At 70.3% G+C, this 19,829-nt stretch carries 21 protein-coding genes; 6 read left to right on the forward strand and 15 right to left on the reverse strand.

Annotation, left to right across the window (positions count from 1 at the left end; genetic code table 11):
• Positions 1 to 20 precede the first annotated feature (20 nt).
• On the forward strand, positions 21 to 494 hold the full coding sequence (locus tag ABT015_RS19075) for an NUDIX hydrolase (protein ID WP_350880448.1): 474 nt from the start codon (positions 21 to 23) through the stop codon (positions 492 to 494).
• A 79-nt stretch (positions 495 to 573) separates the two neighbouring features.
• Here ABT015_RS19075 and ABT015_RS19080 read toward each other — a convergent pair whose 3' ends face one another.
• The 8 genes from ABT015_RS19080 to ABT015_RS19115 form a co-directional block, all read right to left on the reverse strand.
• Positions 574 to 954, reverse strand: coding sequence for a metal-sulfur cluster assembly factor (locus tag ABT015_RS19080; protein ID WP_350880450.1), 381 nt, complete (start codon positions 952 to 954; stop codon positions 574 to 576).
• A gap of 20 nt (positions 955 to 974) precedes the next feature.
• A complete protein-coding gene (gene sufU, locus ABT015_RS19085) occupies positions 975 to 1,427 on the reverse strand; it encodes a Fe-S cluster assembly sulfur transfer protein SufU (RefSeq protein ID WP_063349529.1) in 453 nt (150 codons plus the stop codon).
• A gap of 16 nt (positions 1,428 to 1,443) precedes the next feature.
• Positions 1,444 to 2,703, reverse strand: coding sequence for a cysteine desulfurase (locus ABT015_RS19090; protein WP_350880453.1), 1,260 nt, complete (start codon positions 2,701 to 2,703; stop codon positions 1,444 to 1,446).
• Positions 2,700 to 3,464: a Fe-S cluster assembly ATPase SufC gene (sufC, locus tag ABT015_RS19095; protein WP_063349527.1), complete on the reverse strand. Its 765-nt coding sequence runs from the start codon at positions 3,462 to 3,464 to the stop codon at positions 2,700 to 2,702. Before sufC ends, ABT015_RS19090 begins: the two co-directional genes overlap by 4 nt.
• A gap of 6 nt (positions 3,465 to 3,470) precedes the next feature.
• On the reverse strand, positions 3,471 to 3,788 hold the full coding sequence (locus ABT015_RS19100) for a bifunctional 3-phenylpropionate/cinnamic acid dioxygenase ferredoxin subunit (protein WP_063349526.1): 318 nt from the start codon (positions 3,786 to 3,788) through the stop codon (positions 3,471 to 3,473).
• Positions 3,789 to 3,793: 5 nt separating this feature from the next.
• Positions 3,794 to 5,026, reverse strand: a complete 1,233-nt coding sequence (sufD, locus tag ABT015_RS19105; RefSeq protein ID WP_350880455.1) for a Fe-S cluster assembly protein SufD — start codon at positions 5,024 to 5,026, stop codon at positions 3,794 to 3,796.
• A gap of 64 nt (positions 5,027 to 5,090) precedes the next feature.
• A complete protein-coding gene (gene sufB / locus ABT015_RS19110) occupies positions 5,091 to 6,506 on the reverse strand; it encodes a Fe-S cluster assembly protein SufB (protein WP_350880457.1) in 1,416 nt (471 codons plus the stop codon).
• A gap of 9 nt (positions 6,507 to 6,515) precedes the next feature.
• Positions 6,516 to 7,358: a helix-turn-helix transcriptional regulator gene (locus ABT015_RS19115; protein WP_350880459.1), complete on the reverse strand. Its 843-nt coding sequence runs from the start codon at positions 7,356 to 7,358 to the stop codon at positions 6,516 to 6,518.
• Between the two features lie 164 nt (positions 7,359 to 7,522).
• Here ABT015_RS19115 and ABT015_RS19120 point away from each other — a divergent pair, with 164 nt between their 5' ends.
• Positions 7,523 to 8,449 carry an ABC transporter ATP-binding protein gene (locus ABT015_RS19120; RefSeq protein ID WP_350880461.1) on the forward strand — a complete coding sequence of 309 codons (927 nt, stop codon included), beginning with the start codon at positions 7,523 to 7,525 and terminating at the stop codon, positions 8,447 to 8,449.
• A gap of 50 nt (positions 8,450 to 8,499) precedes the next feature.
• The gene (locus ABT015_RS19125) at positions 8,500 to 9,219 is read left to right on the forward strand and encodes an ABC transporter permease (protein ID WP_350880483.1); all 720 of its coding nucleotides are present in this window, start codon (positions 8,500 to 8,502) and stop codon (positions 9,217 to 9,219) included.
• 90 nt (positions 9,220 to 9,309) lie between these two features.
• On the opposite strand, the gene ABT015_RS19130 is transcribed toward ABT015_RS19125, so the two are convergent.
• Together ABT015_RS19130 and ABT015_RS19135 are read right to left on the reverse strand one after the other, a co-directional pair.
• The gene (locus tag ABT015_RS19130) at positions 9,310 to 10,014 is read right to left on the reverse strand and encodes an LAETG motif-containing sortase-dependent surface protein (protein ID WP_350880463.1); all 705 of its coding nucleotides are present in this window, start codon (positions 10,012 to 10,014) and stop codon (positions 9,310 to 9,312) included.
• Positions 10,015 to 10,315: 301 nt separating this feature from the next.
• Positions 10,316 to 11,662, reverse strand: a complete 1,347-nt coding sequence (locus tag ABT015_RS19135; protein ID WP_350880465.1) for a choice-of-anchor A family protein — start codon at positions 11,660 to 11,662, stop codon at positions 10,316 to 10,318.
• Between the two features lie 217 nt (positions 11,663 to 11,879).
• Between ABT015_RS19135 and ABT015_RS19140 the strand changes: the two genes are divergently transcribed.
• Positions 11,880 to 12,851, forward strand: a complete 972-nt coding sequence (locus tag ABT015_RS19140) for a COX15/CtaA family protein (protein ID WP_502897350.1) — start codon at positions 11,880 to 11,882, stop codon at positions 12,849 to 12,851.
• Between the two features lie 69 nt (positions 12,852 to 12,920).
• On the opposite strand, the gene ABT015_RS19145 is transcribed toward ABT015_RS19140, so the two are convergent.
• The 4 genes from ABT015_RS19145 to ABT015_RS19160 form a co-directional block, all read right to left on the reverse strand.
• Positions 12,921 to 13,388, reverse strand: a complete 468-nt coding sequence (locus ABT015_RS19145; protein WP_350880467.1) for an NUDIX hydrolase — start codon at positions 13,386 to 13,388, stop codon at positions 12,921 to 12,923.
• Between the two features lie 111 nt (positions 13,389 to 13,499).
• Positions 13,500 to 13,922: an NUDIX hydrolase gene (locus ABT015_RS19150; RefSeq protein WP_350880469.1), complete on the reverse strand. Its 423-nt coding sequence runs from the start codon at positions 13,920 to 13,922 to the stop codon at positions 13,500 to 13,502.
• A complete protein-coding gene (locus tag ABT015_RS19155; protein WP_350880487.1) occupies positions 13,919 to 14,458 on the reverse strand; it encodes a GNAT family N-acetyltransferase in 540 nt (179 codons plus the stop codon). Before ABT015_RS19155 ends, ABT015_RS19150 begins: the two co-directional genes overlap by 4 nt.
• 625 nt (positions 14,459 to 15,083) lie before the next feature.
• Entirely contained in the window at positions 15,084 to 15,422 is a 339-nt protein-coding gene (locus ABT015_RS19160; RefSeq protein ID WP_350880471.1) for a hypothetical protein, read from the reverse strand.
• A gap of 72 nt (positions 15,423 to 15,494) precedes the next feature.
• Here ABT015_RS19160 and ABT015_RS19165 point away from each other — a divergent pair, with 72 nt between their 5' ends.
• Complete coding sequence (locus ABT015_RS19165; protein WP_350880473.1) at positions 15,495 to 16,136, forward strand: DUF2461 domain-containing protein; 642 nt, start codon at positions 15,495 to 15,497, stop codon at positions 16,134 to 16,136.
• A 54-nt stretch (positions 16,137 to 16,190) separates the two neighbouring features.
• Here ABT015_RS19165 and ABT015_RS19170 read toward each other — a convergent pair whose 3' ends face one another.
• Positions 16,191 to 17,138, reverse strand: coding sequence for a heme o synthase (locus ABT015_RS19170; protein WP_350880475.1), 948 nt, complete (start codon positions 17,136 to 17,138; stop codon positions 16,191 to 16,193).
• A 463-nt stretch (positions 17,139 to 17,601) separates the two neighbouring features.
• Here ABT015_RS19170 and tkt point away from each other — a divergent pair, with 463 nt between their 5' ends.
• Positions 17,602 to 19,701 carry a transketolase gene (gene tkt, locus ABT015_RS19175; RefSeq protein ID WP_350880477.1) on the forward strand — a complete coding sequence of 700 codons (2,100 nt, stop codon included), beginning with the start codon at positions 17,602 to 17,604 and terminating at the stop codon, positions 19,699 to 19,701.
• The last annotated feature ends 128 nt before the right edge of the window (positions 19,702 to 19,829 follow it).

The following is a 19,829-nucleotide window of genomic DNA, read 5'->3' on the forward strand; positions in this document are numbered from 1 at the left end:
CGAACAGGAAGCAGGCCACCATGCAGCACCGCGTCCGCGCCGTCCTCCTCACCCCGAACGACACCACGCTGCTGATCAAGCGCATCCGCCCCGGCATCGACCCGTACTGGGTGATCGTCGGTGGCAAGATCGAACCGACCGACGCCAGCCCCGAGGACGCCCTGCTGCGGGAGGTTCGCGAGGAGATCGCCGGAGAGGCCCAGGTCGTCAGCCTCCTCCACACCATCGAGACCGCCGACGAGCGCCAGGACTTCTACCTCGCCACCATCGAGAAGTGGAGCTTCGAGGACCGCACCGGGCCCGAGTTCAGCCAGGAAGGCCGAGGCGAGTACCTCCTGGAGGAGATCCCCCTCACCACCGAGGCGCTCGACGCAATCAACCTCCTGCCCCAGGACTTCGCCACCGTCCTACGCGGGGCCGTCGAGCGCGGCGCCCTCCTCTCGGCCGGAACACCCTTCCCCTGTTCCGGTCACAGCGAGGCCATCACCCACTGAGGCGCAGAAACACCGCTGCCGCACGAATCCCCCGGAAAGAAGGAGTCGCACGGCAGCAGGTTGACGAAAAGGCCGTCCGTCAGACGTTGAAGCCCAGGGCGCGGAGCTGGTCGCGGCCGTCGTCGGTGATCTTGTCGGGGCCCCACGGCGGCATCCAGACCCAGTTGATGCGCAGGTCCTGGACCAGGCCGTCGGTGGCGGTCTTGGCCTGGTCCTCGATGACGTCGGTCAGCGGGCAGGCCGCCGAGGTGAGCGTCATGTCGATGGTGGCCACGTCGGACTCGTCGATGTGGATGCCGTAGATCAGGCCCAGGTTGACGACGTCGATGCCCAGTTCGGGGTCGACGACGTCCATCAGGGCCTCGGTCAGGTCCTCCACGGACACGGTGCCGGCGGTGGTGCCGACGATGACGACGCCGTTCGGCTGGTCCTCCGCAGCGGAGGGGGTTTCGTCACTCATGGTCTGTCCTCCTCTGCGGATCAGTCGTTCACGGCGGGGTGCTGGGCGAGCGCCTGGGCGGTGGCGTCCTTCCAGGCCATCCAGCTGAGCAGGGCGCACTTGACCCGGGCGGGGTACTTGGAGACGCCGGCGAACGCGACCGCGTCCTCCAGCACCTCCTCGTCTCCCTCGCCCTGGCCCTTGCTCTGCATCAGCTCCAGGAAGGCCTCCTGGACGGTCTGCGCCTCGCCGACGGTCTTGCCCACGACCAGGTCGTTCAGCACCGAGGCGCTGGCCTGGCTGATCGAGCAGCCCTGGGACTCGTACGAGACGTCGGCGACCGTCGAGCCGTCGAGCCGCACCCGCAGGGTGATCTCGTCACCGCAGGTCGGGTTGACGTGGTGCACCTCGGCGTCGCCGTCCCGCAGCCCCTTGCCGTGGGGGTTGCGGTAGTGGTCCAGGATGATGTCCTGGTACATCGAGTCGAGCTTCATGTCCTGCCCTGTCCCGTCAGCCGAAGAAGTTCCGGACGTGGTGCAGGCCGTCGATCAGTGCGTCGACCTCGCCCGGCGTCGAGTACAGGTAGAACGACGCCCGCGTGGTCGCCGGAATTCCGTACCGCAGGCAGACCGGCCGCGCGCAGTGGTGGCCGACGCGCACGGCGATGCCCTGCTCGTCCAGCACCTGGCCCACGTCGTGCGGGTGGATGTCGCCGAGGGTGAAGGAGATCGCGGCGCCGCGGTCGACGGCCGTGCGCGGGCCGATGATCCGCAGGTCCGGGACCTCCAGCAGGCGCTCGACCGCGTACGCGGTGATCGCGTGCTCGTGCGCGGCGATCTTCTCCATGCCGATGTCCGACAGGTAGTCGATGGCCGCGCCGAGCCCGACCGCCTGGGCGATCGGCGGGGTGCCGGCCTCGAACTTGTGCGGCGCCGGGGCGTAGGTGGACGAGCCCATGGTGACGGTCTCGATCATCTCGCCGCCGCCGAGGAACGGCGGGAGGTCCTCCAGCAGCTCCTGGCGGCCCCAGAGCACGCCGATGCCGGTCGGGGCGAGCATCTTGTGACCGGTGAAGGCGACAAAGTCGGCTTCCAGCGCCTGGACGTCCAGCACCATGTGCGGGGCGGCCTGCGAGGCGTCGATGACGACCAGCGCGCCGACCGACTGGGCCTTGCGGACGATCGTCTCGACCGGGTTGACGGTGCCGAGCAGGTTGGAGACCAGGGTGAAGGAGACCACCTTGGTCTTCTCGGTGATCAGCTCGTCGATGTCGGAGAGGTCGAGCCGGCCCTCGTCGGTGAGCCCGAACCACTTCAGCTTCGCGCCGGTGCGCTGCGACAGCAGCTGCCACGGAACGATGTTGGAGTGGTGCTCCATCTCCGTGATGACGATCTCGGAGTCGGCGTCCACCCGGTACGGTTCGTCGGCCCAACCGAGCATGTTGGCAACGAGGTTGAGCGACTCGGAGGCGTTCTTGGTGAAGATCACCTCGTTGCGGCTGGGCGCGTTGACGAAGGCCGCGACCTTGTCCCGCGCGCCCTCGTAGAGCGCCGTGGCCTCTTCGGCGAGCACGTGCACGCCGCGGTGGACGTTGGCGTTGTGCCGCTCGTAGTAGGCGGTCAGGGCTTCCAGCACCTGGCGCGGCTTCTGCGAGGTGGCCGCGTTGTCCAGGTAGACGAGCGGCTTCTCCTCGTGCAGCACGCGCTGCAGGATGGGGAAGTCCTTGCGGATCGCGTCGGTGTCGAGCAGACCCGTGAACGGATGCGTCACGCGGACGCGCCCCCCTTCACATATGCCTCGTAGCCCTCGTTCTCCAGCTTGTCGGCCAGCTCGGCACCGCCGGACTCGACGATGCGGCCGCCCGCGAAGACGTGGACGTAGTCGGGCTTGATGTACCGCAGGATGCGGGTGTAGTGGGTCACCAGCAGGGTGCCGACCTCGCCGGTCGAGCGGACCCGGTTGATGCCCTCGGAGACGATCCGCAGCGCGTCGACGTCCAGGCCGGAGTCGGTCTCGTCGAGGATCGCGATCTTCGGCTTGAGGAGCTCCAGCTGGAGGATCTCGTGACGCTTCTTCTCGCCGCCGGAGAAGCCCTCGTTGACGTTGCGCTCGGCGAAGGCCGGGTCCATCTGGAGGGCGGCCATCGCCTCCTTGACCTCCTTCACCCACAGACGCAGCTTGGGGGCCTCGCCGCGGACGGCGGTGGCGGCGGTGCGCAGGAAGTTGCTCACCGAGACGCCCGGGACCTCGACCGGGTACTGCATGGCCAGGAAGACGCCGGCCTTGGCGCGCTCGTCGACGGACATCTCCAGGACGTCCTCGCCGTCCAGCAGCACCGAGCCGCCGGTGACGGTGTACTTGGGGTGGCCGGCGAGCGAGTAGGCCAGGGTGGACTTGCCGGAGCCGTTCGGACCCATGATCGCGTGGGTCTCGCCCTGCTTCACGGTCAGGTCGACGCCCTTGAGGATCTCGCGCGGGCCGTTCTCGGCCTCGACGGAGACGTGCAGGTCGCGGATTTCAAGCGTTGCCATGGGTACTCAGGACTCCTGGTTGACGGAGACGAGCACATCGTCCCCTTCGATCTTTACGGGGTAGACAGCGACCGGCTTGGTGGCGGGCAGGCCGGAGGGCTTGCCGGTGCGCAGGTCGAAGCTGGAACCGTGCAGCCAGCACTCGATCATGCAGTCCTCGACCTCGCCCTCGGAGAGCGAGACGTTCGCGTGCGAGCAGGTGTCGTTGATCGCGAACACCCCCTCGTCGGTGCGGACGACGGAGACCGGCACGCCGTTGAGGTCCACGCGCTTGGGCACGTCCTCCTGGAGGTCGCTCAGCGCGCAGGCACGGAGGAAGGTCATCTGGATCAGACCGCCGCTTCCAGCTCGGCCTCGATCTTCTCCATCAGCTGGTCCTGGATCTCGGCGACGCCGATCTGCTGGACGAGTTCGGCGAAGAAGCCGCGGACCACCAGGCGGCGGGCCTCGTCGGCCGGGATGCCGCGGGACCGCAGGTAGAACAGCTGCTCGTCGTCGAAGCGGCCGGTCGCGGAGGCGTGGCCGGCACCGACGATCTCGCCGGTCTCGATCTCCAGGTTGGGGATCGAGTCGACCCGGGCACCGTCGGTGAGCACCAGGTTGCGGTTGAGCTCGTAGGTGTCGGTGCCCTCGGCGGCGGCGCGGATCAGCACGTCGCCGACCCAGACGGCGTGGGCGTCCTGGCCCTGCAGCGCGCCCTTGTAGACCACGTTGGAGCGGCAGTGCGGGGTGTCGTGGTCGATGACCAGACGGTGCTCCAGGTGCTGGCCGGCGTCGGCGAAGTAGAGGCCGAACAGCTCGGCCTCGCCGCCGGGCGCGGCGTAGTTGACCCGCGGGTGGATCCGGACGACGTCGCCGCCGAAGCTGACGACCACGGACTTCAGCGAGGCGTCCCGGCCGACCAGCGCGGTCTGCTGGGCGACGTGGACGGCGTTGCGGTCCCAGTCCTGGACGGAGACGAAGGTGAGCTTGGCGCCGTCGCCGACGAGCAGCTCGACGTTGGCGGCCCGGGTGCCGGTACCGGTGTGGTTGATCACCACGACGGCCTCGGCGAACGGCTTGACGTCGACCACCACGTGGGCGAAGCGGGTGCCGCCCTCGCCGTGCACGTCGATCTTGACCGGCCCGGTGAGCACCGCGTCCTGGGGGACGGTGACCACGAGCGCCTGCTCGAAGGCACTGAACGCCTGCGCGGCGACCCGGTCGACGGGCTTGCCGGCCTTGCCCAGGCGGGCGTCGTCGCGGCCGACGGTCTCGGCGGTGACGCCGTCCGGCAGGCTCAGCTCGACCTTGTCCTCGCCCTTGACCGCCTCGGCGGCGGTGCCGTCGTGCAGGCCGCCCAGGCGGTGCATCGGGGTGAACCGCCAGTCCTCCTCGCGGCCGGTGGGCACGGGGAAGTCGCCGACCTCGAACGAGGGCTTGACGGCGACCCGGGCGTCGATCGGCTGCTGGACGGTGGCGCGGCCGGTGCCGGGGCCGGCGAGCTGGGCGCCGGCGCCGGCGGTGCCGACCTCGATCGACCCGGCGGTGGTGGAGCCGGTGGTGGTGTTGACGTCAGCCATGGCTGTCGTAGTGCTCTCTTCCTCGAAAAGCTCGAAAAGTCGGTGGGCGGTCAGCGACTGGACGTCAGCCGACCGCACCCTCCATCTGCAGCTCGATCAGCCGGTTGAGCTCCAGCGCGTACTCCATCGGCAGCTCGCGCGCGATCGGCTCGACGAAGCCGCGGACGATCATCGCCATCGCCTCGAACTCGGTCATGCCCCGGCTCATCAGGTAGAACAGCTGGTCCTCGCTGACCTTGGAGACCGTCGCCTCGTGGCCCATGGACACGTCGTCCTCGCGGACGTCCACGTACGGGTAGGTGTCCGAGCGGGAGACGGTGTCCACCAGCAGCGCGTCGCACAGCACGTTGGACTTGGCGCCCTTGGAGCCCTCGCCGATCTCGATCAGACCGCGGTAGGAGGTCCGGCCGCCGCCGCGCGCCACCGACTTGGAGACGATGTTCGAGGAGGTGTTCGGCGCCATGTGCACCATCTTGGCGCCGGCGTCCTGGTGCTGGCCCTCGCCCGCGAAGGCGATCGACAGGGTCTCGCCCTTGGCGTGCTCGCCCATCAGGTAGACGGCCGGGTACTTCATGGTGACCTTGGAGCCGATGTTGCCGTCGACCCACTCCATGGTCGCGCCCTCGTACGCCACGGCGCGCTTGGTGACCAGGTTGTAGACGTTGTTCGACCAGTTCTGGATGGTCGTGTAGCGGCAGCGGCCGCCCTTCTTGACGATGATCTCCACGACCGCGGAGTGCAGCGAGTCGGAGGAGTAGATCGGCGCGGTGCAGCCCTCGACGTAGTGGACGTACGCGTCCTCGTCGACGATGATCAGCGTCCGCTCGAACTGGCCCATGTTCTCGGTGTTGATCCGGAAGTAGGCCTGGAGCGGGATGTCGACGTGGACGCCCTTGGGCACGTAGATGAACGAGCCGCCGGACCACACCGCCGTGTTCAGCGCGGCGAACTTGTTGTCGCCGGCCGGGATGACGGTGCCGAAGTACTCCTTGAAGATCTCCGGGTGCTCGCGCAGCGCGGTGTCGGTGTCCAGGAAGAGGACGCCCTGCTCCTCCAGGTCCTCGCGGATCTGGTGGTAGACGACCTCGGACTCGTACTGGGCGGCGACACCGGCGACGAGGCGCTGCTTCTCGGCCTCCGGGATGCCCAGCCGGTCGTAGGTGGCCTTGATGTCCGCGGGCAGGTCCTCCCAGGACTCGGCCTGCTTCTCGGTGGAGCGGACGAAGTACTTGATGTTGTCGAAGTCGATGCCGGAGAGGTCGGAGCCCCAGGTCGGCATGGGCTTCTTGCCGAACAGCTTCAGGCCCTTGAGACGCAGGTTCAGCATCCACTCGGACTCGTTCTTCTTCGCGGAGATGTCGCGGACGACGTCCTCGCTGAGCCCGCGCTTGGCCGCGGCACCGGCGGTGTCCGGGTCGGCCCAGCCGTACTCGTAGGTGCCCAGGCCCTCGAGCTCGGGGTGCGAAACGGTGTCAGTCATGCGAGCTTCCTAACGCGCGGACGCTGAATCTTCGGTGGACGTACCGGCAGTCGGCACTGCATCGGAGCCGCGGCCCGCGGAACGCCGGGCAGGCGACGATGCGGCACCGGGTGCCGGCACATAGGTGGTGCAGACCCCGTCGCCGTGGGCGATGGTGGCCAGCCGTTGCACATGGGTGCCCAGCAGCTGGGAGAAGACCTCGGTCTCCGCCTCGCAGAGCTGCGGGAACTGCTCGGCGATGTGCGCGACCGGGCAGTGGTGCTGGCAGAGCTGGGCGCCCGCCGGGGCCTTCGCCACGGCCGGCGGGACCCGCCGCACCGTGGCAGCGTACCCGTCCGCGCTCAGCGCCTGGGCGAGCGCCTCGGTGCGCTCTCCCGCCTCGGCCAGCCGCAGGAGCTCCAGGTACCGCTCGCCCTGCTTGCCGAACCGGGCCCGGGCGAAGGCGGCGACCGCCTCCTCGCCCGCCTTGCCGCCGCCGACCGAGTCGGAGATCCAGCGCAGCGCGTCGGCGGCGAGCTGGTCGTACGCCTGGTAGAAGGCGTCCCGGCCGCCGTCGGTGAGGGCGAAGACCTTGGCCGGACGGCCCCGGCCACGGCTGCCGTAGACCCGCTGCTCGCGGGACTCGACCAGGCCGGCGGCGGCCAGTCCGTCCAGGTGGCGGCGGACGGCGGCGGCGGTGAGGCCGAGCCGGGTCGCCAGGTCGGCGGCGGAGGAGGGGCCGTGGTCGAGGATCGACCGGGCGACCCGGTCCCGGGTGGCGCGGTGGCCCTCCAGCAGCACCTCGGCCGCCGTCACGGGCACGTCGCACCCGGGGGCCGACTCGGCCTCCTGGGGCGTGGCGTGCTCGCGCATGTTTTTCACAACACCAGTGTTGCGTAATTACTTCCGACAGGACAAGCCGTGATGCAGGCCTCACTCGTGTCATCTGTCACGCAGGTAAGCCTTACCTGACCTGCGAAAACGATCACCGAGGGCGCCGTCCGGGCCCGGCGTCGGGGCCTCTTACACTCGCCCGTATGCACTCCGAACCCGCGGTGAAGATCGCCGGGCTGGTCAAGCACTACGGCGACAAGCCCGCGGTGGACGGCCTCGACCTCACCATCGCACGCGGCGCGATCACCGCCGTCCTCGGCCCCAACGGCGCCGGCAAGACCACCACCATCGAGACCTGCGAGGGCTACCGCCGCCCCGACGCCGGCACCGTCCGCGTCCTCGGCCTCGACCCGGTCGCGCAGAGCGCCGCGCTGCGCCCCCGGATCGGCGTCATGCTCCAGTCGGGCGGCGTGTACGCGGGCGCGCGCGCCGTCGAGATGCTGCGTCACACCGCCGCGCTGCACGCCCACCCGCTGGACGTCGACGCGCTGGTCGAACGGCTCGGCCTCGGCTCCTGCGGCCGCACCGCCTACCGGCGCCTGTCCGGCGGCCAGCAGCAGCGGCTCGCCCTGGCCATGGCCGTGGTCGGCCGCCCCGAGCTGGTCTTCCTGGACGAGCCCACCGCCGGGCTCGACCCGCAGGCCCGGCGCGCCACCTGGGAGCTGGTCCGCGACCTGCGCCGGGACGGCGTCACCGTGGTCGTCACCACCCACCACATGGACGAGGCCGAACAGCTCGCCGACCAGGTCGCCGTCATCGACCGCGGCCGGGTGATCGCCACCGGAAGCCCCGAGGAGCTGTGCCGCGGCGGCGCCGAGAACGCCCTGCACTTCGACGGCCCGCCCGGGCTCGACCTCGGCCCGCTGCTCAAGGAACTGCCCGAGGGCGCCACCGCCGCCGAGACCGCCCCCGGCAGCTACCGCGTCGAGGCGCCCGTCGACCCGCAGCTGGTGGCCACCGTCACCGGCTGGTGCGCGGCCTCCGGCGTCCTGCCCGAACGGCTGTCCGTTCAGCGCCGCAGCCTCGAAGACGTCTTCCTCGACCTGACCGGACGGGACCTTCGCTCGTGAGTACGACCACCGACTACTCCCCCAAGCCCGGCGCGGCCCCGGTCGGCCGGATGCTGCTCGCCCAGACCGCCTTCGAGACCAGGATGCTGCTGCGCAACGGCGAGCAGCTGCTGCTCACCGTGGTCATCCCGACCGTGCTGCTGGTGCTGTTCTCGGCCGTGGACATCGTCGCGGTGGACGGGCCCGGCAAGCGGGTCGACTTCCTGGCCCCCGGCCTGCTCGCGCTGGCCGTGATGTCCACCGCCTTCACCGGGCAGGCCATCGCCACCGGCTTCGAGCGCCGCTACGGCGTGCTGAAGCGGCTCGGCGCCAGCCCGCTCCCGCGCTGGGCACTGCTGACCGCCAAGACCGGCTGTGTCCTGGTCACCGAGGCGCTGCAGGTCGCGCTGCTGTCGGTGATCGCGCTGGCGCTCGGCTGGTCCCCGCAGGGCGACCCCCTGTCGGTCGTCGCGCTGCTGGTGCTCGGCACCGCGGCCTTCTCCGGCCTGGGCCTGCTGATGGCCGGCACGCTCAAGGCGGAGGCCACGCTGGCCGCCGCCAACCTGGTGTTCATCCTGCTGCTGCTGGCCGGCGGGGTGATCGTGCCGCTGAGCAGGTTCCCCTCGGCCGTGCGGTCGGTGCTGGAGCTGCTGCCGATCTCCGCGCTCTCGGACGGCCTGCGGTCGGTCCTCCAGCACGGCGCCGGGGTGCCCTGGTCCGACCTCGGCATCCTGGCCGGCTGGGCCGTCCTCGGCCTGGCCGCCGCGGCCCGCTTCTTCCGCTGGGAGTAGCCCCCGACCCCCGCGCGGGAAGCACACCGAAACTGGGACCGCCCCCCGGCCGCTTCGGCCGGGGGGCGGTCTCACGTCACCGACGGAACGTCAGCTCTGGCTGCCGCGACGCTTGCGGGCCAGCAGGACGAGCGCGCCACCGACCAGCAGCACGCCGCCGCCGGCCGCCGCGATCATCGGGGTGGCGTCGTTGCTACCGGTCTGGGCGAGCGCCGGGCCACTGGTGGTGGGCGTCGGGACCGGAGTCGCGGTCGGGACCGGGGTCGCGGTCTTGCTCGCGGTGGGCGAGGCCGACGGGGTCGGGGTAGTGGTGGGCGTGGGGGTGGGAGTCGGCGTCGGAGTCGTGGTCTGCGACGGGGTCGGGGTGGGAGTCGGGGTCGGGGTCTTGGTGGGCGTGGGAGTCGGCGTCGGAGTCGGCGTGTGGCACGGCTCGATCGTCTTGGTCTCGTTGATGTTCCAGCCCTTTTCGTTGGGCGTCTCCGTCGTGTTCACCACGAGGTTCGCCTTGACGGGGGCTGTGTGGTCCTTCACCGGGAAGGTGCCGTGGAACTCCGCGGGGAAGGCCTTGGCGTCCAGGACCTTCTCGCCGTCGATGGTGAGGCTGACGGTGTTCTTCACGTCGGGCTTCGGGCTGTAGTTGATCAGATCGATCACGATCTTGTCGCAGGTCACCGACCAACTCGGCACGTGCGCCGAGGCGTTGGTTGCCAGCGCCAGAGGCAGGAGAATTCCGGCCGCTGCCGTCCCGGCGAGTGCCGCCGCGCCGATCCGCATGTGCCGCTGCTGTCGCGCCATTTACGCTGTTCCCCTCAGAACGGTCTTGCGCAGCAGGCGTGTTGAAGGTTTCGCGGTGGCCCGCTACGACTGTCCGGGGGACTCTACCGGCACTCCCGCACCTCTCCACACCCCGCCGTACGACCGAATTTCGTCTGTTGGTCCGTCGTCTGATGTGTATGACCAGCCCATCACAGCTGCCACCTCGCGGAACGCGGATTCGGCAAACTTGAATGAACTTCGTCACCTGACTGAAATACGTGCGCCCTCGGTGATCAGGTTCAATCACCGAGGGCGCAGCACCGGTCGAGCGGCGAAATGATCAGGCCTTCTTCGCCGCCCGACGCCGGGTGACGACCACGATCGCGCCACCGGCCGCGAGCACCACCGCGCCGGCGATCGCCAGCGGCACGACGGGCCCGGAGCCGGTGTGCGCGAGGTTGCCGCCCGCGTCCGCCTGGGCCGACGGGCTCGCCGAGGCCGAGGCGGCCGGCACACCCGCCGAGGCGGTGGCCGACGGACTGGCCGGGGCACCCGCGCTCGGCTTGCCGCTCACCGGGGCGGAGGGCGTGGCCGAGGGGCTCGCCGAGGTCCCGGGGGTGGCCGAGGTGCCGGGCGTCCCGGGCGTGGTGGAGGCCGACGGCGTCCTGCTCGGCACCACCGGCGGCACGGTGGGCGCGGTGGGCGTGGTGGACGGCGTCGGGACGACGACGCCGGGCAGGCAGCCGGCGAACGGGTAGTGGTGCGTCTCCGCCCCGTCCTTGCCGGTCAGCGAGGCGGCGATGACCGAACCGTTGACCGGGCCGCCACTGCCGAGGTCGAAGGCGGCGTTGGGCGCCAGCACGGTGCCGGCCCAGGCGGCCTTGCTGTTCTTGACCACCTTGGTCGCGGTGGGGAAGTTCCACAGCAGCTTGGCGCGGATCGCCCCGCCGGCCGCGCTCTGCAGCTTGTCGTCCAGGACGAAGGACGCCTTGGCCTCGTCCCACAGGTGGAAGCCGGTGGTCCCGGCGGCCGCCATGTCGTACGAGCCGCCGGTCACGGTGATCACGGTGACGGAACCGGCCGGCACCTTGAGGAAGACGTCCTTGGCGCCCTGGAGCTTCGCGGCGTCGACGGTGAAGCTGTTGTACTTCGCGTCGCCGCCGGTGAACGTGAGCTTGGCACCGTCGGCCTGGACGGTGGCGCCGGCGGTCTGCGGCGCGGCGGCCAGCGCGGTGGAGGCGGCGCGCAGCTTGGCGAACTCGGCCTTGAAGTCGATCGGTGAGGCGCCCTGGGCGGTGGCGCCCTGGTGGGCCTGGACGACGGCGCCGTCGGCCTTCGAGCCGTAGACGCCGTTGCCCTTCATCACCTGGGTGTTGTTGCCGGTGATCTTGCCGGCGACGACCAGCGCGTTCTTGCCGGGCAGGGCCTCGACCTCGGCGGCGGTGAGCTCCTGGCCGACCGAGAAGCCGCCGGTGAAGTTCGCGTTGCCGCCGACGGCGACGGCGCCCTCGGCGTCGGGGGTGTGGGTGTCGTCACCCTCGATGAACTCGCCGTAGAGGTTGGCGACCCCGAGGCTTCGGCACTCCTGGCCGGGGTCGGCGGCGTGGGCGGCGGCGGGGGCGATCAGGCCGGCCAGTGCGAGCGAGCCGCCGACTGCGAGCGCGGCGGCGGACGTGGGTATGCGCATGTGCAGGTCTCCGCTTGTGCGGGAGGAGTGGGAGAGGTCCGAAATAGGTATGGACCAATCCGCACTCTTTCGGCCTCACAGGTGATTGGTCAAGACCAATGACCGCCTTGACCGAAGAGTCCGGTTTGCACCCACCCGATCCTGGGTAGCCCCCGCGCCCGGGCCACGCTCGCGCCCCGCCCCAAGATCGGCTGTAAGGCCGCCTACGATTGACCCCGTGCCTAATCCCTTCTCCCTGCTCGCCGACCGCTGGCAGCCGTCCGCCGTGATGGTCCGGCGCGCCGCGTTCGCCGCGCTGGTGATGAGCGTGGTGATCGTCGTCACCGGCGGCGCCGTCCGCCTCACCGCCTCCGGCCTCGGCTGTACGACGTGGCCCCGCTGCACCGCCGACAGCCTGACCCCGACCGCCGAGATGGGCTTCCACGGCGTCGTCGAGTTCACCAACCGGATGCTCACCTACGTGCTGAGCGCCGCCGTCGGCTGGGCCATCCTGGCCGCCCGCTGCCACCGCCCGTGGCGGCACAGCATGACCAGGCTCGGCTGGGCGCAGTTCTGGCTGGTGATGAGCAACGCCGTCCTCGGCGGCATCACCGTGCTGACCGGACTGAACCCCTACACCGTCGCGCTGCACATGATCGCCGCGATGGCGCTGGTGTGGGTCGCGCTGCTGATGTGGGAGCGGTCGAAGGAGGGCGACGGAGCCCCGAAGCTCAGCGTGGCCCGCCCGATCCACCAGCTCTCCTACGTGTTGGTCCTGGTCGTCGGCCTGCTGGTGGCGGCCGGCACCCTGGTCACCGGCGCCGGCCACCACCCGGGCACCCCGCAGGACAACAAGATCGTCCCGCGCATCCCGATCGACTACGACCGGCTGGCCCAGTTCCACGCCGACTTCGCCTTCGTCTCGGTCGGCCTCACCATCGCGCTGATCTTCGTCCTCGCAGCCGTGAAGGCCCCGCCCGCGGCCAAGGCCCGCACCAAGGAACTCCTCGCGGTGCTCCTTCTGCAGGGCGTGCTGGGCTTCATCCAGTACTTCACCGACGCCCCCGAGCTGATGGTCGGCCTCCACATGCTCGGCGCGACGCTGACGTGGATCGCCGCCCTCCGCATCCCCCTCGCCCTGCGCACCCGCGAGCCCGCAGCGGCCCCCGAACAGCTGCCCGCCCAGACCCCGCAACCCGCCACCGTCTGAGCGTCGTCGAAGGCCCCTGGAAACCGCCGGGCGGTTTCCAGGGGCCTTCGCCGTCACGATCAAAGGTGGCTAGCGCACCACGGGGATCTCTCCGGAGCGCCAGTCGGCCAGCCGCTTGCGGATGTTCGACACCATCGGCAGCCCGTCCGTCTCGTCCGGGGTGAACCACGCCACCTCGTGGGACTCATCCGACACCCGCAACTCCCCACCGAGCGGGCGTCCGAGGAGGCAGATGGAGAACTCCTGGCGGACCTCGCCGTCGTCGTAGGCGAACACATGGCCCGGGTCGGTGTAGGTACCGACGATCCCGGTGATCGCGATGTCGATGCCGGTCTCCTCACGGGTCTCGCGGACACCGCAGCCGGCGAGCGACTCCCCGATGTCCATCCTGCCGCCGGGCAGCGCCCACATCCCGTTGTCGGTACGCCGCTGGAGCAGGACGCGGCCCGCATCGTCGACCACGACCACGGACGCGGCCGGGACCAGCGAGTTCGCCTCGGGAGCATTGGGGTCGTCCTCGTAATCACGCCTGGGCACGATCCACCACCTCCGCTGCCTGATCCGTCCTTGCACTCCTCTTGGGGTGACGGCAGAAGACCCCATGTCCGAGGGCCTGACCCCTGCCGTCACGCCGGGGCCTTTACCTTGTCACAGCAGATGTCGACCGTCATGAGTCCTGACACTCGGTGCAGCGTCGCCCCGAAGCGCGTCCAGGACACGCACTGCATAGACCTCGGCCATCCGGGCTGAGACCTCGGCCGGGGCAAGCCAGGCAACCTCGATCGACTCGTCCGAGAGCCGCGCAATCCGGTTCTCCGGGCGGCACCGAAAGACGAGAGCGACGACCCCTCGGTTCATGTTCTTGTAGACGCCGGTCAGCCGCTCCACGCAGACCTTGATGCCGGTCTCCTCGTAGACCTCGCGACGCACGCCGTCTTCAACGGACTCCGCCACCTCCAGCACCCCACCCGGCGGCTCCCAAGCCCCGTTGTCAGCCCGCCGAATCGCCAGCACCCGCCTGTCCTCCCGCACCACCACCCCCGCGACGGACACCGAGTGGAGTGGCGTCACGCTCGCACCACCGGGTGGATCAGGTCGAGGACCATCACGTCGTGCCGAGCCGCGCCGTCCCACGGGATCGCCGACCCGACGCGCGTGTAGCCCCACGCTCGGTAGGACGCCTGGGCCGCAGTCGCCTCCGGTCGGGTGTTCAGCATCACCCGGGCGTTGTCGATTCCCTCGATGAGGGCGCGATGCATGCGGGTGGCGACGCCCTGGCGTCGCCACCGGGGCCGAACCGCCACCGTCACATCGGCCGCACCGATCCGGCGACCAGTCTGCGCGGGGGCGAGAACGGAAGCCCCAAGAAGTACTCCGACGTCTACAACGAACCGTCGCCGCTGCACCGCGCCCTCCTGACACCCGCCGCTCGGGATCCTGCGGGCCCGCTCGGGCGGCACCGTGAAACCCAGCTCATCAAGCGGAACCCCCAACAATGCTTCGGGAACCGCCTGTTGGCCAGGATGTGGCAACGGCGGGCTGGGAGACTCCCACCTCCTGAGGTGGCGAACAGTCACCTCACCACGGACATCCGTACGGTGCGCCATGTCGAGGAACGCTGCAACGAAGCTCTCTTGCGTGTACCCGGCAGCTTTCCTCAGTCCGGCGAGTGATCGTGCTGCCACAGAACCTCCCCAGCAGTCGGAGACATCAGCCAAACCCAAAGGTCCGGTGAAACGTCCGGTCGCTCAGGCCCCACGCGCTGTCCCGAGCCGGTGAACTAGGAATACCTCGCTGGCAGATCAGGGTCCAGGGAGGGATCAGTCGGACCACCCGAGGGAGTGACCTCATGTCTCCACCCAGCGCGCTGCCGGCACTCTCAGACGTCGGCAGGGAGCGGCCTCGCCGCCTTCCAGAAGCCGCTGACACCAAGTCCGCGGACGGGGTCACCAACGCTCATCGACGCTCAAGGAGGAAGCATGGGTTGGGGAACCGACAAGCCCAGTGGCGGCAAGCACGGCGGAAAGAAGGATCCGGGCACGAGCAAGCCGTCCCCCGACGGACAGAACCCGGCGCCCGACCCGAAGCACAAGAAGGCAGTGGGCCTGGCTGGACCAACCCGCCCGACTCGTCCGGGTGCTCGACCGCGAGGAGCCGCCCCGTTGAGCCCACGACACCGGCCCGGCTCCCCCACCAGGGGAGCCGGGCCGTTCGCCGTGCGCGCCGAAGTGATCAGCCGCCGAGCTGGATGCCCGCCATCCGCTTCCACTCGTACGGGCCGGTCTTCACCTTGAGGGCCAGCTCGCCCTCGAAGTCGTCGTGCAGGGTCAGCCCGGCCAGTTCGGCGGCCCGGCGACCGACGGCGTAGCTCGGGGCCACCTGGTCGCCCCAGGCGCCGTCCGCGCCCACCACGACGATCCGGGTGGCCACGGCGCCGACGTACTCGACGACCGCGTCGGCGCCGCCCCCGTGCTGGCGGGCGAAGCTGCTGAGGTGCTTGGCAATGCGCTTGGCGCGGCGCTCGGTACGGGCGTCCGGCGCGGTGGCGGTGGCGGTCTCTGCGCTGCTCATGCCCGCATGCTACCCACCGGTAGTCGAGCTGGCGACGGGAGCGCCCTGTGCACCGGGCCACATACTGGAGGCGTGACCTTCTCCGGCTGGCCGGCCGAGGCGCTCGACTTCTACGAGCACCTCGAAGCCGACAATTCCAAGACCTTCTGGCAGGCCCACAAGGAGCAGTACGACAACGACGTACGGACCCCGATGGAGCTGCTGCTCGCCGAGCTGGAGCCGGAGTTCGGGCCCGGGAGGATCTTCCGTCCCAACCGCGACGTCCGGTTCAGCGCCGACAAGTCTCCGTACAAGACGCACATCGGCGCCCACCTGGAGACCGGCGGCTACGTCCAGCTCTCCGCCGACGGCCTGGCCTGCGGCAACGGGATGTACCAGCTCGCCCCCGACCAGCTGGACCGCTACCGCGCCGCCGTCGCCGAGGACGTCAGCGGCGCCGAACTGGAGCGGGTGATCGCCGCGGTGGAGCAGGACGGCCCCCGGGTGCACGGCCGGGACTCCCTCAGGACCGCTCCGCGCGGCTTCCCCAAGGACCACCCGAGGATCGAGCTGCTGCGCCACAAGGGCCTGGTCGCCTGGCAGGAGTGGGCGCCCGCGAAGTGGCTCGGCACCCGCGGCGCCCGCACCCGGATCACCGCCTTCCTGCGCGCCTCCCAGCCGCTCCGGGACTGGCTGGACGACCACGTCGGCCCGTCCGAGCTGCCGTCCCGGTGAGAACGCGAAGAGCCCCGGTCCACCGGACCGGGGCTCTTCGACGTCGGACAGGCCCTACTTCACGAACGGGTCGATCGCGCACACCACGAACAGCAGCGACAGGTAGGTGATCGACCAGTGGAACAGCCGCATCTCCTTCAGCTTCGCGCCCACCACCCCGGCCTTGGCCCGGCCGTACAGCGCGTGCGCCTCGCGCAGCCAGAACCCGCCGAGCAGCACCGCGGTGACGGGGTACAGCCAGCTCATGTGTCCCAGCGGCCACACCGCCAGCGAGGTCGCCACCATCACCCAGGAGTAGGCGACGACCTGCTTGCCGACCTCGACGTTGCCCTTGACCACCGGCAGCATCGGCACGCCGGCACGCTCGTAGTCCTCGCGCACCTTCATCGAGAGCACCCAGGTGTGCGGCGGCGTCCAGAAGAACACCACCAGGAACAGCGCGACCGCCGCCCAGGACACCGAGTTGGTGACGGAGGACCAGCCGATCAGCACCGGCATGCAGCCGGCGATGCCGCCCCAGACGATGTTCTGCGAGGTGCGCCGCTTGAGCCCCAGCGTGTAGACGAACACGTAGAACAGCAGCGCACCGAGCGCCAGTCCGGAGGAGAGCCAGTTGACGCCGAAGCCCAGCAGCAGCGTCGAGACGACCGCGAGGGCGATGCCGAACACCAGCGCCTCGCGCGGCGACACCATCCCGGTGACGATCGGCCGGCGCTCGGTGCGGGACATCACCGCGTCGATGTCGCGGTCGATGTACATGTTGAGCGCGTTGGCGCCGCCCGCCGAGAGGTAGCCACCGACCACGACCTTCAGCACCAGCAGCATGTTCGGGACGCCCTGCTGGGCGAGGAACATCACCGGCACCGTGCTCATCAGCAGCAGTTCGATGATCCGTGGCTTGGTCAATGCGACGAAGGCGCCGACACGGGCCCCGATGGGCCGGTGCGCAGGAGTCGCCCCGGTGACCCCGGCGGGACGGGTTTCGACGGCGGTCACTAACACCCCAACTGAAGATGAATCCTCGCAGGCGTCCACAGGAACGAAGGGTCCCGAATCGTCCGCTCTGCGCGTACCACGCCACCTTAGACGCTCCATATATCCCATCCGGCTCCGGGGTCCCCCGGCGAGGCCGATGGCACACCCCCGGGTGAACCGACTGGGTGAAGCCACGAAGCCGTTGCGGCGCGCCGCCGCAACCCGTCCTGACCACCGGGGCGGCAGGGTGCCGTAAAACAGGAGAGCCTGGGACAAAATCAGGCAGACCGCCCTGGTGGGAATCACCATCCGGATTTCCTGGTTGTCCCAGCACGGAGGGTGAGCCCCGGGCCGGACGGTAGGCTCGCACGCAGAAGCGGGATCTACCCTCCGTGACCGGCACCACCCAGCGTCGAGACCACAGCGCCGTGGCCGACCCGGTCCCCTTTCACGGGGTCACTCTTCACAACGGAAGGAGCCCTGAGACAGGGTGAGCACGACGCCGACGAACGCATTCGAGTGGTCCGAACTGGATGAGCGCACGGTTGACACAGCGCGGGTCCTGGCCATGGACGCCGTCCAGAAGGTCGGCAACGGACACCCCGGGACGGCCATGTCGCTGGCCCCCGCGGCGTACCTGATCTTCCAGCGTTTCCTGCGCCACGACCCGACCGACCCCGCGTGGGTCGGCCGCGACCGGTTCGTGCTGTCCCCCGGGCACACGAGCATGACCCTCTACACCCAGCTGTACCTGTCGGGCTACGGCCTGGAGCTGGACGACCTCAAGGCCTTCCGCGTCGCGGGCAGCCGCACCCCGGGTCACCCGGAGCACGGCCACACCGCGGGCGTGGAGACCACCACCGGCCCGCTGGGCCAGGGCATCGCCAACGCGGTGGGCATGGCGATGGCCGCCCGCTACGAGCGCGGCCTGTTCGACCCGGACGCCGCCGCCGGCGAGTCCCCCTTCGACCACACCATCTGGGCCATCGTCTCCGACGGCGACCTGCAGGAGGGCATCTCCGCCGAGGCCTCCTCGCTGGCCGGTCACCAGAAGCTGGGCAACCTGGTCGCCCTGTACGACGACAACCACATCTCGATCGAGGGCGACACCGAGACCGCCTTCTCCGAGGACGTCCTCAAGCGCTACGAGGCGTACGGCTGGCACGTCCAGCGGGTCGCCCCGAAGGCCAACGGCGACATCGACGTGGCCGTCCTGGCCGACGCGCTGGCCGCGGCCAAGGCCGAGACCACCCGTCCGTCGATCATCGCGATGCGCACGATCATCGCCTGGCCGGCCCCGGACGCCCAGAACACCGCCAAGGCGCACGGCTCCGCGCTCGGCGCCGCCGAGATCGCCGCCACCAAGAAGGTCCTGGGCTTCGACCCGGAGAAGACCTTCGAGGTCTCCGACAAGGTGATCGAGCACGCCCGCGAGGTCATCAAGCGCGGCAAGGCCGCCCACGCCGAGTGGGAGCAGTCCCTGGAGGCCTGGCGCGCCGCCGACCCGCAGCGCGCCGCCGAGTTCGACCGCATCCAGGCCGGCGAGCTGCCCGAGGGCTGGAAGAAGACCGTCCCGGTCTTCCCGGCCGGCAAGGACGTCGCCACCCGCAAGGCCTCCGGCGAGACCCTCAAGGCGATCGGCGCGGTCATCCCGGAGCTGTGGGGCGGCTCGGCCGACCTCGCCGAGTCCAACCTCACCACCATCGACGAGGACAGCTCGTTCCTCCCCGACGGCAACCCGCTGAAGAGCGCCAGCCCGTACGGCCGGACGATCCACTTCGGCATCCGCGAGCACGCCATGGGCTCGACCATGAACGGCATCGCCCTGCACGGCAAGACCCGCGTGTACGGCGGCACCTTCCTGGTCTTCGCCGACTACATGCGCCCGGCCGTGCGCCTGGCCGCGCTGATGAAGCTGCCGGTCACCTACGTCTGGACGCACGACTCGATCGGCCTCGGCGAGGACGGCCCGACCCACCAGCCGGTGGAGCACATGGCCTCGCTGCGCGCCATCCCGGGCCTGGCCATGGTCCGCCCGGCCGACGCCAACGAGACGGCCGTCGCCTGGCGCACCGTCATCGAGCGCCAGACCACCCACCCCGGCCCGGTCGGCCTGGCGCTCACCCGCCAGAACGTCCCGACCTTCGACCGCGAGGTCTTCGGCTCCGCCGAGGGCACCGCGAAGGGCGGCTACATCCTGGCCGAGGCCTCCAGCGGCGACCCGCAGGTGATCCTGCTGGGCACCGGCTCCGAGGTCCAGCTGGCCGTCAAGGCCCGCGAGGTGCTCGAGGCCGAGGGCATCGCCACCCGGGTGGTCTCGGTGCCGTCCTTCGAGTGGTTCCAGGAGCAGGACCAGGCCTACCGTGACAGTGTGCTGCCGCCGTCGGTCAAGGCCCGGGTGTCGGTCGAGGCCGGCATCGGCCAGGGCTGGCGCGAGCTGGTCGGCGACCACGGCCGGATCATCTCGCTGGAGCACTTCGGCGCCTCCGCCGACTACAAGGTGCTCTACGAGGAGTTCGGCCTGACCGCCGAGCGCGTGGTGGCCGAGGCCCACAACGCCCTCCGTTCCCTTGAGGCCGTCAACCGCTGACGCCCCCCTGGGCCGTGCGCCCGCCCGCCCCCGGGGCCCCCGCCCCCCGATGACAAACCCCCCCCGACCTACAAAAATACAGGAGACCACAGTCAGGTAGACAGTAATCGCCGCACCGCGCCTGCGGG

It is taken from the genome of Kitasatospora sp. NPDC094016, assembly GCF_040304045.1.
Taxonomy (GTDB): Bacteria; Actinomycetota; Actinomycetes; order Streptomycetales; family Streptomycetaceae; genus Kitasatospora.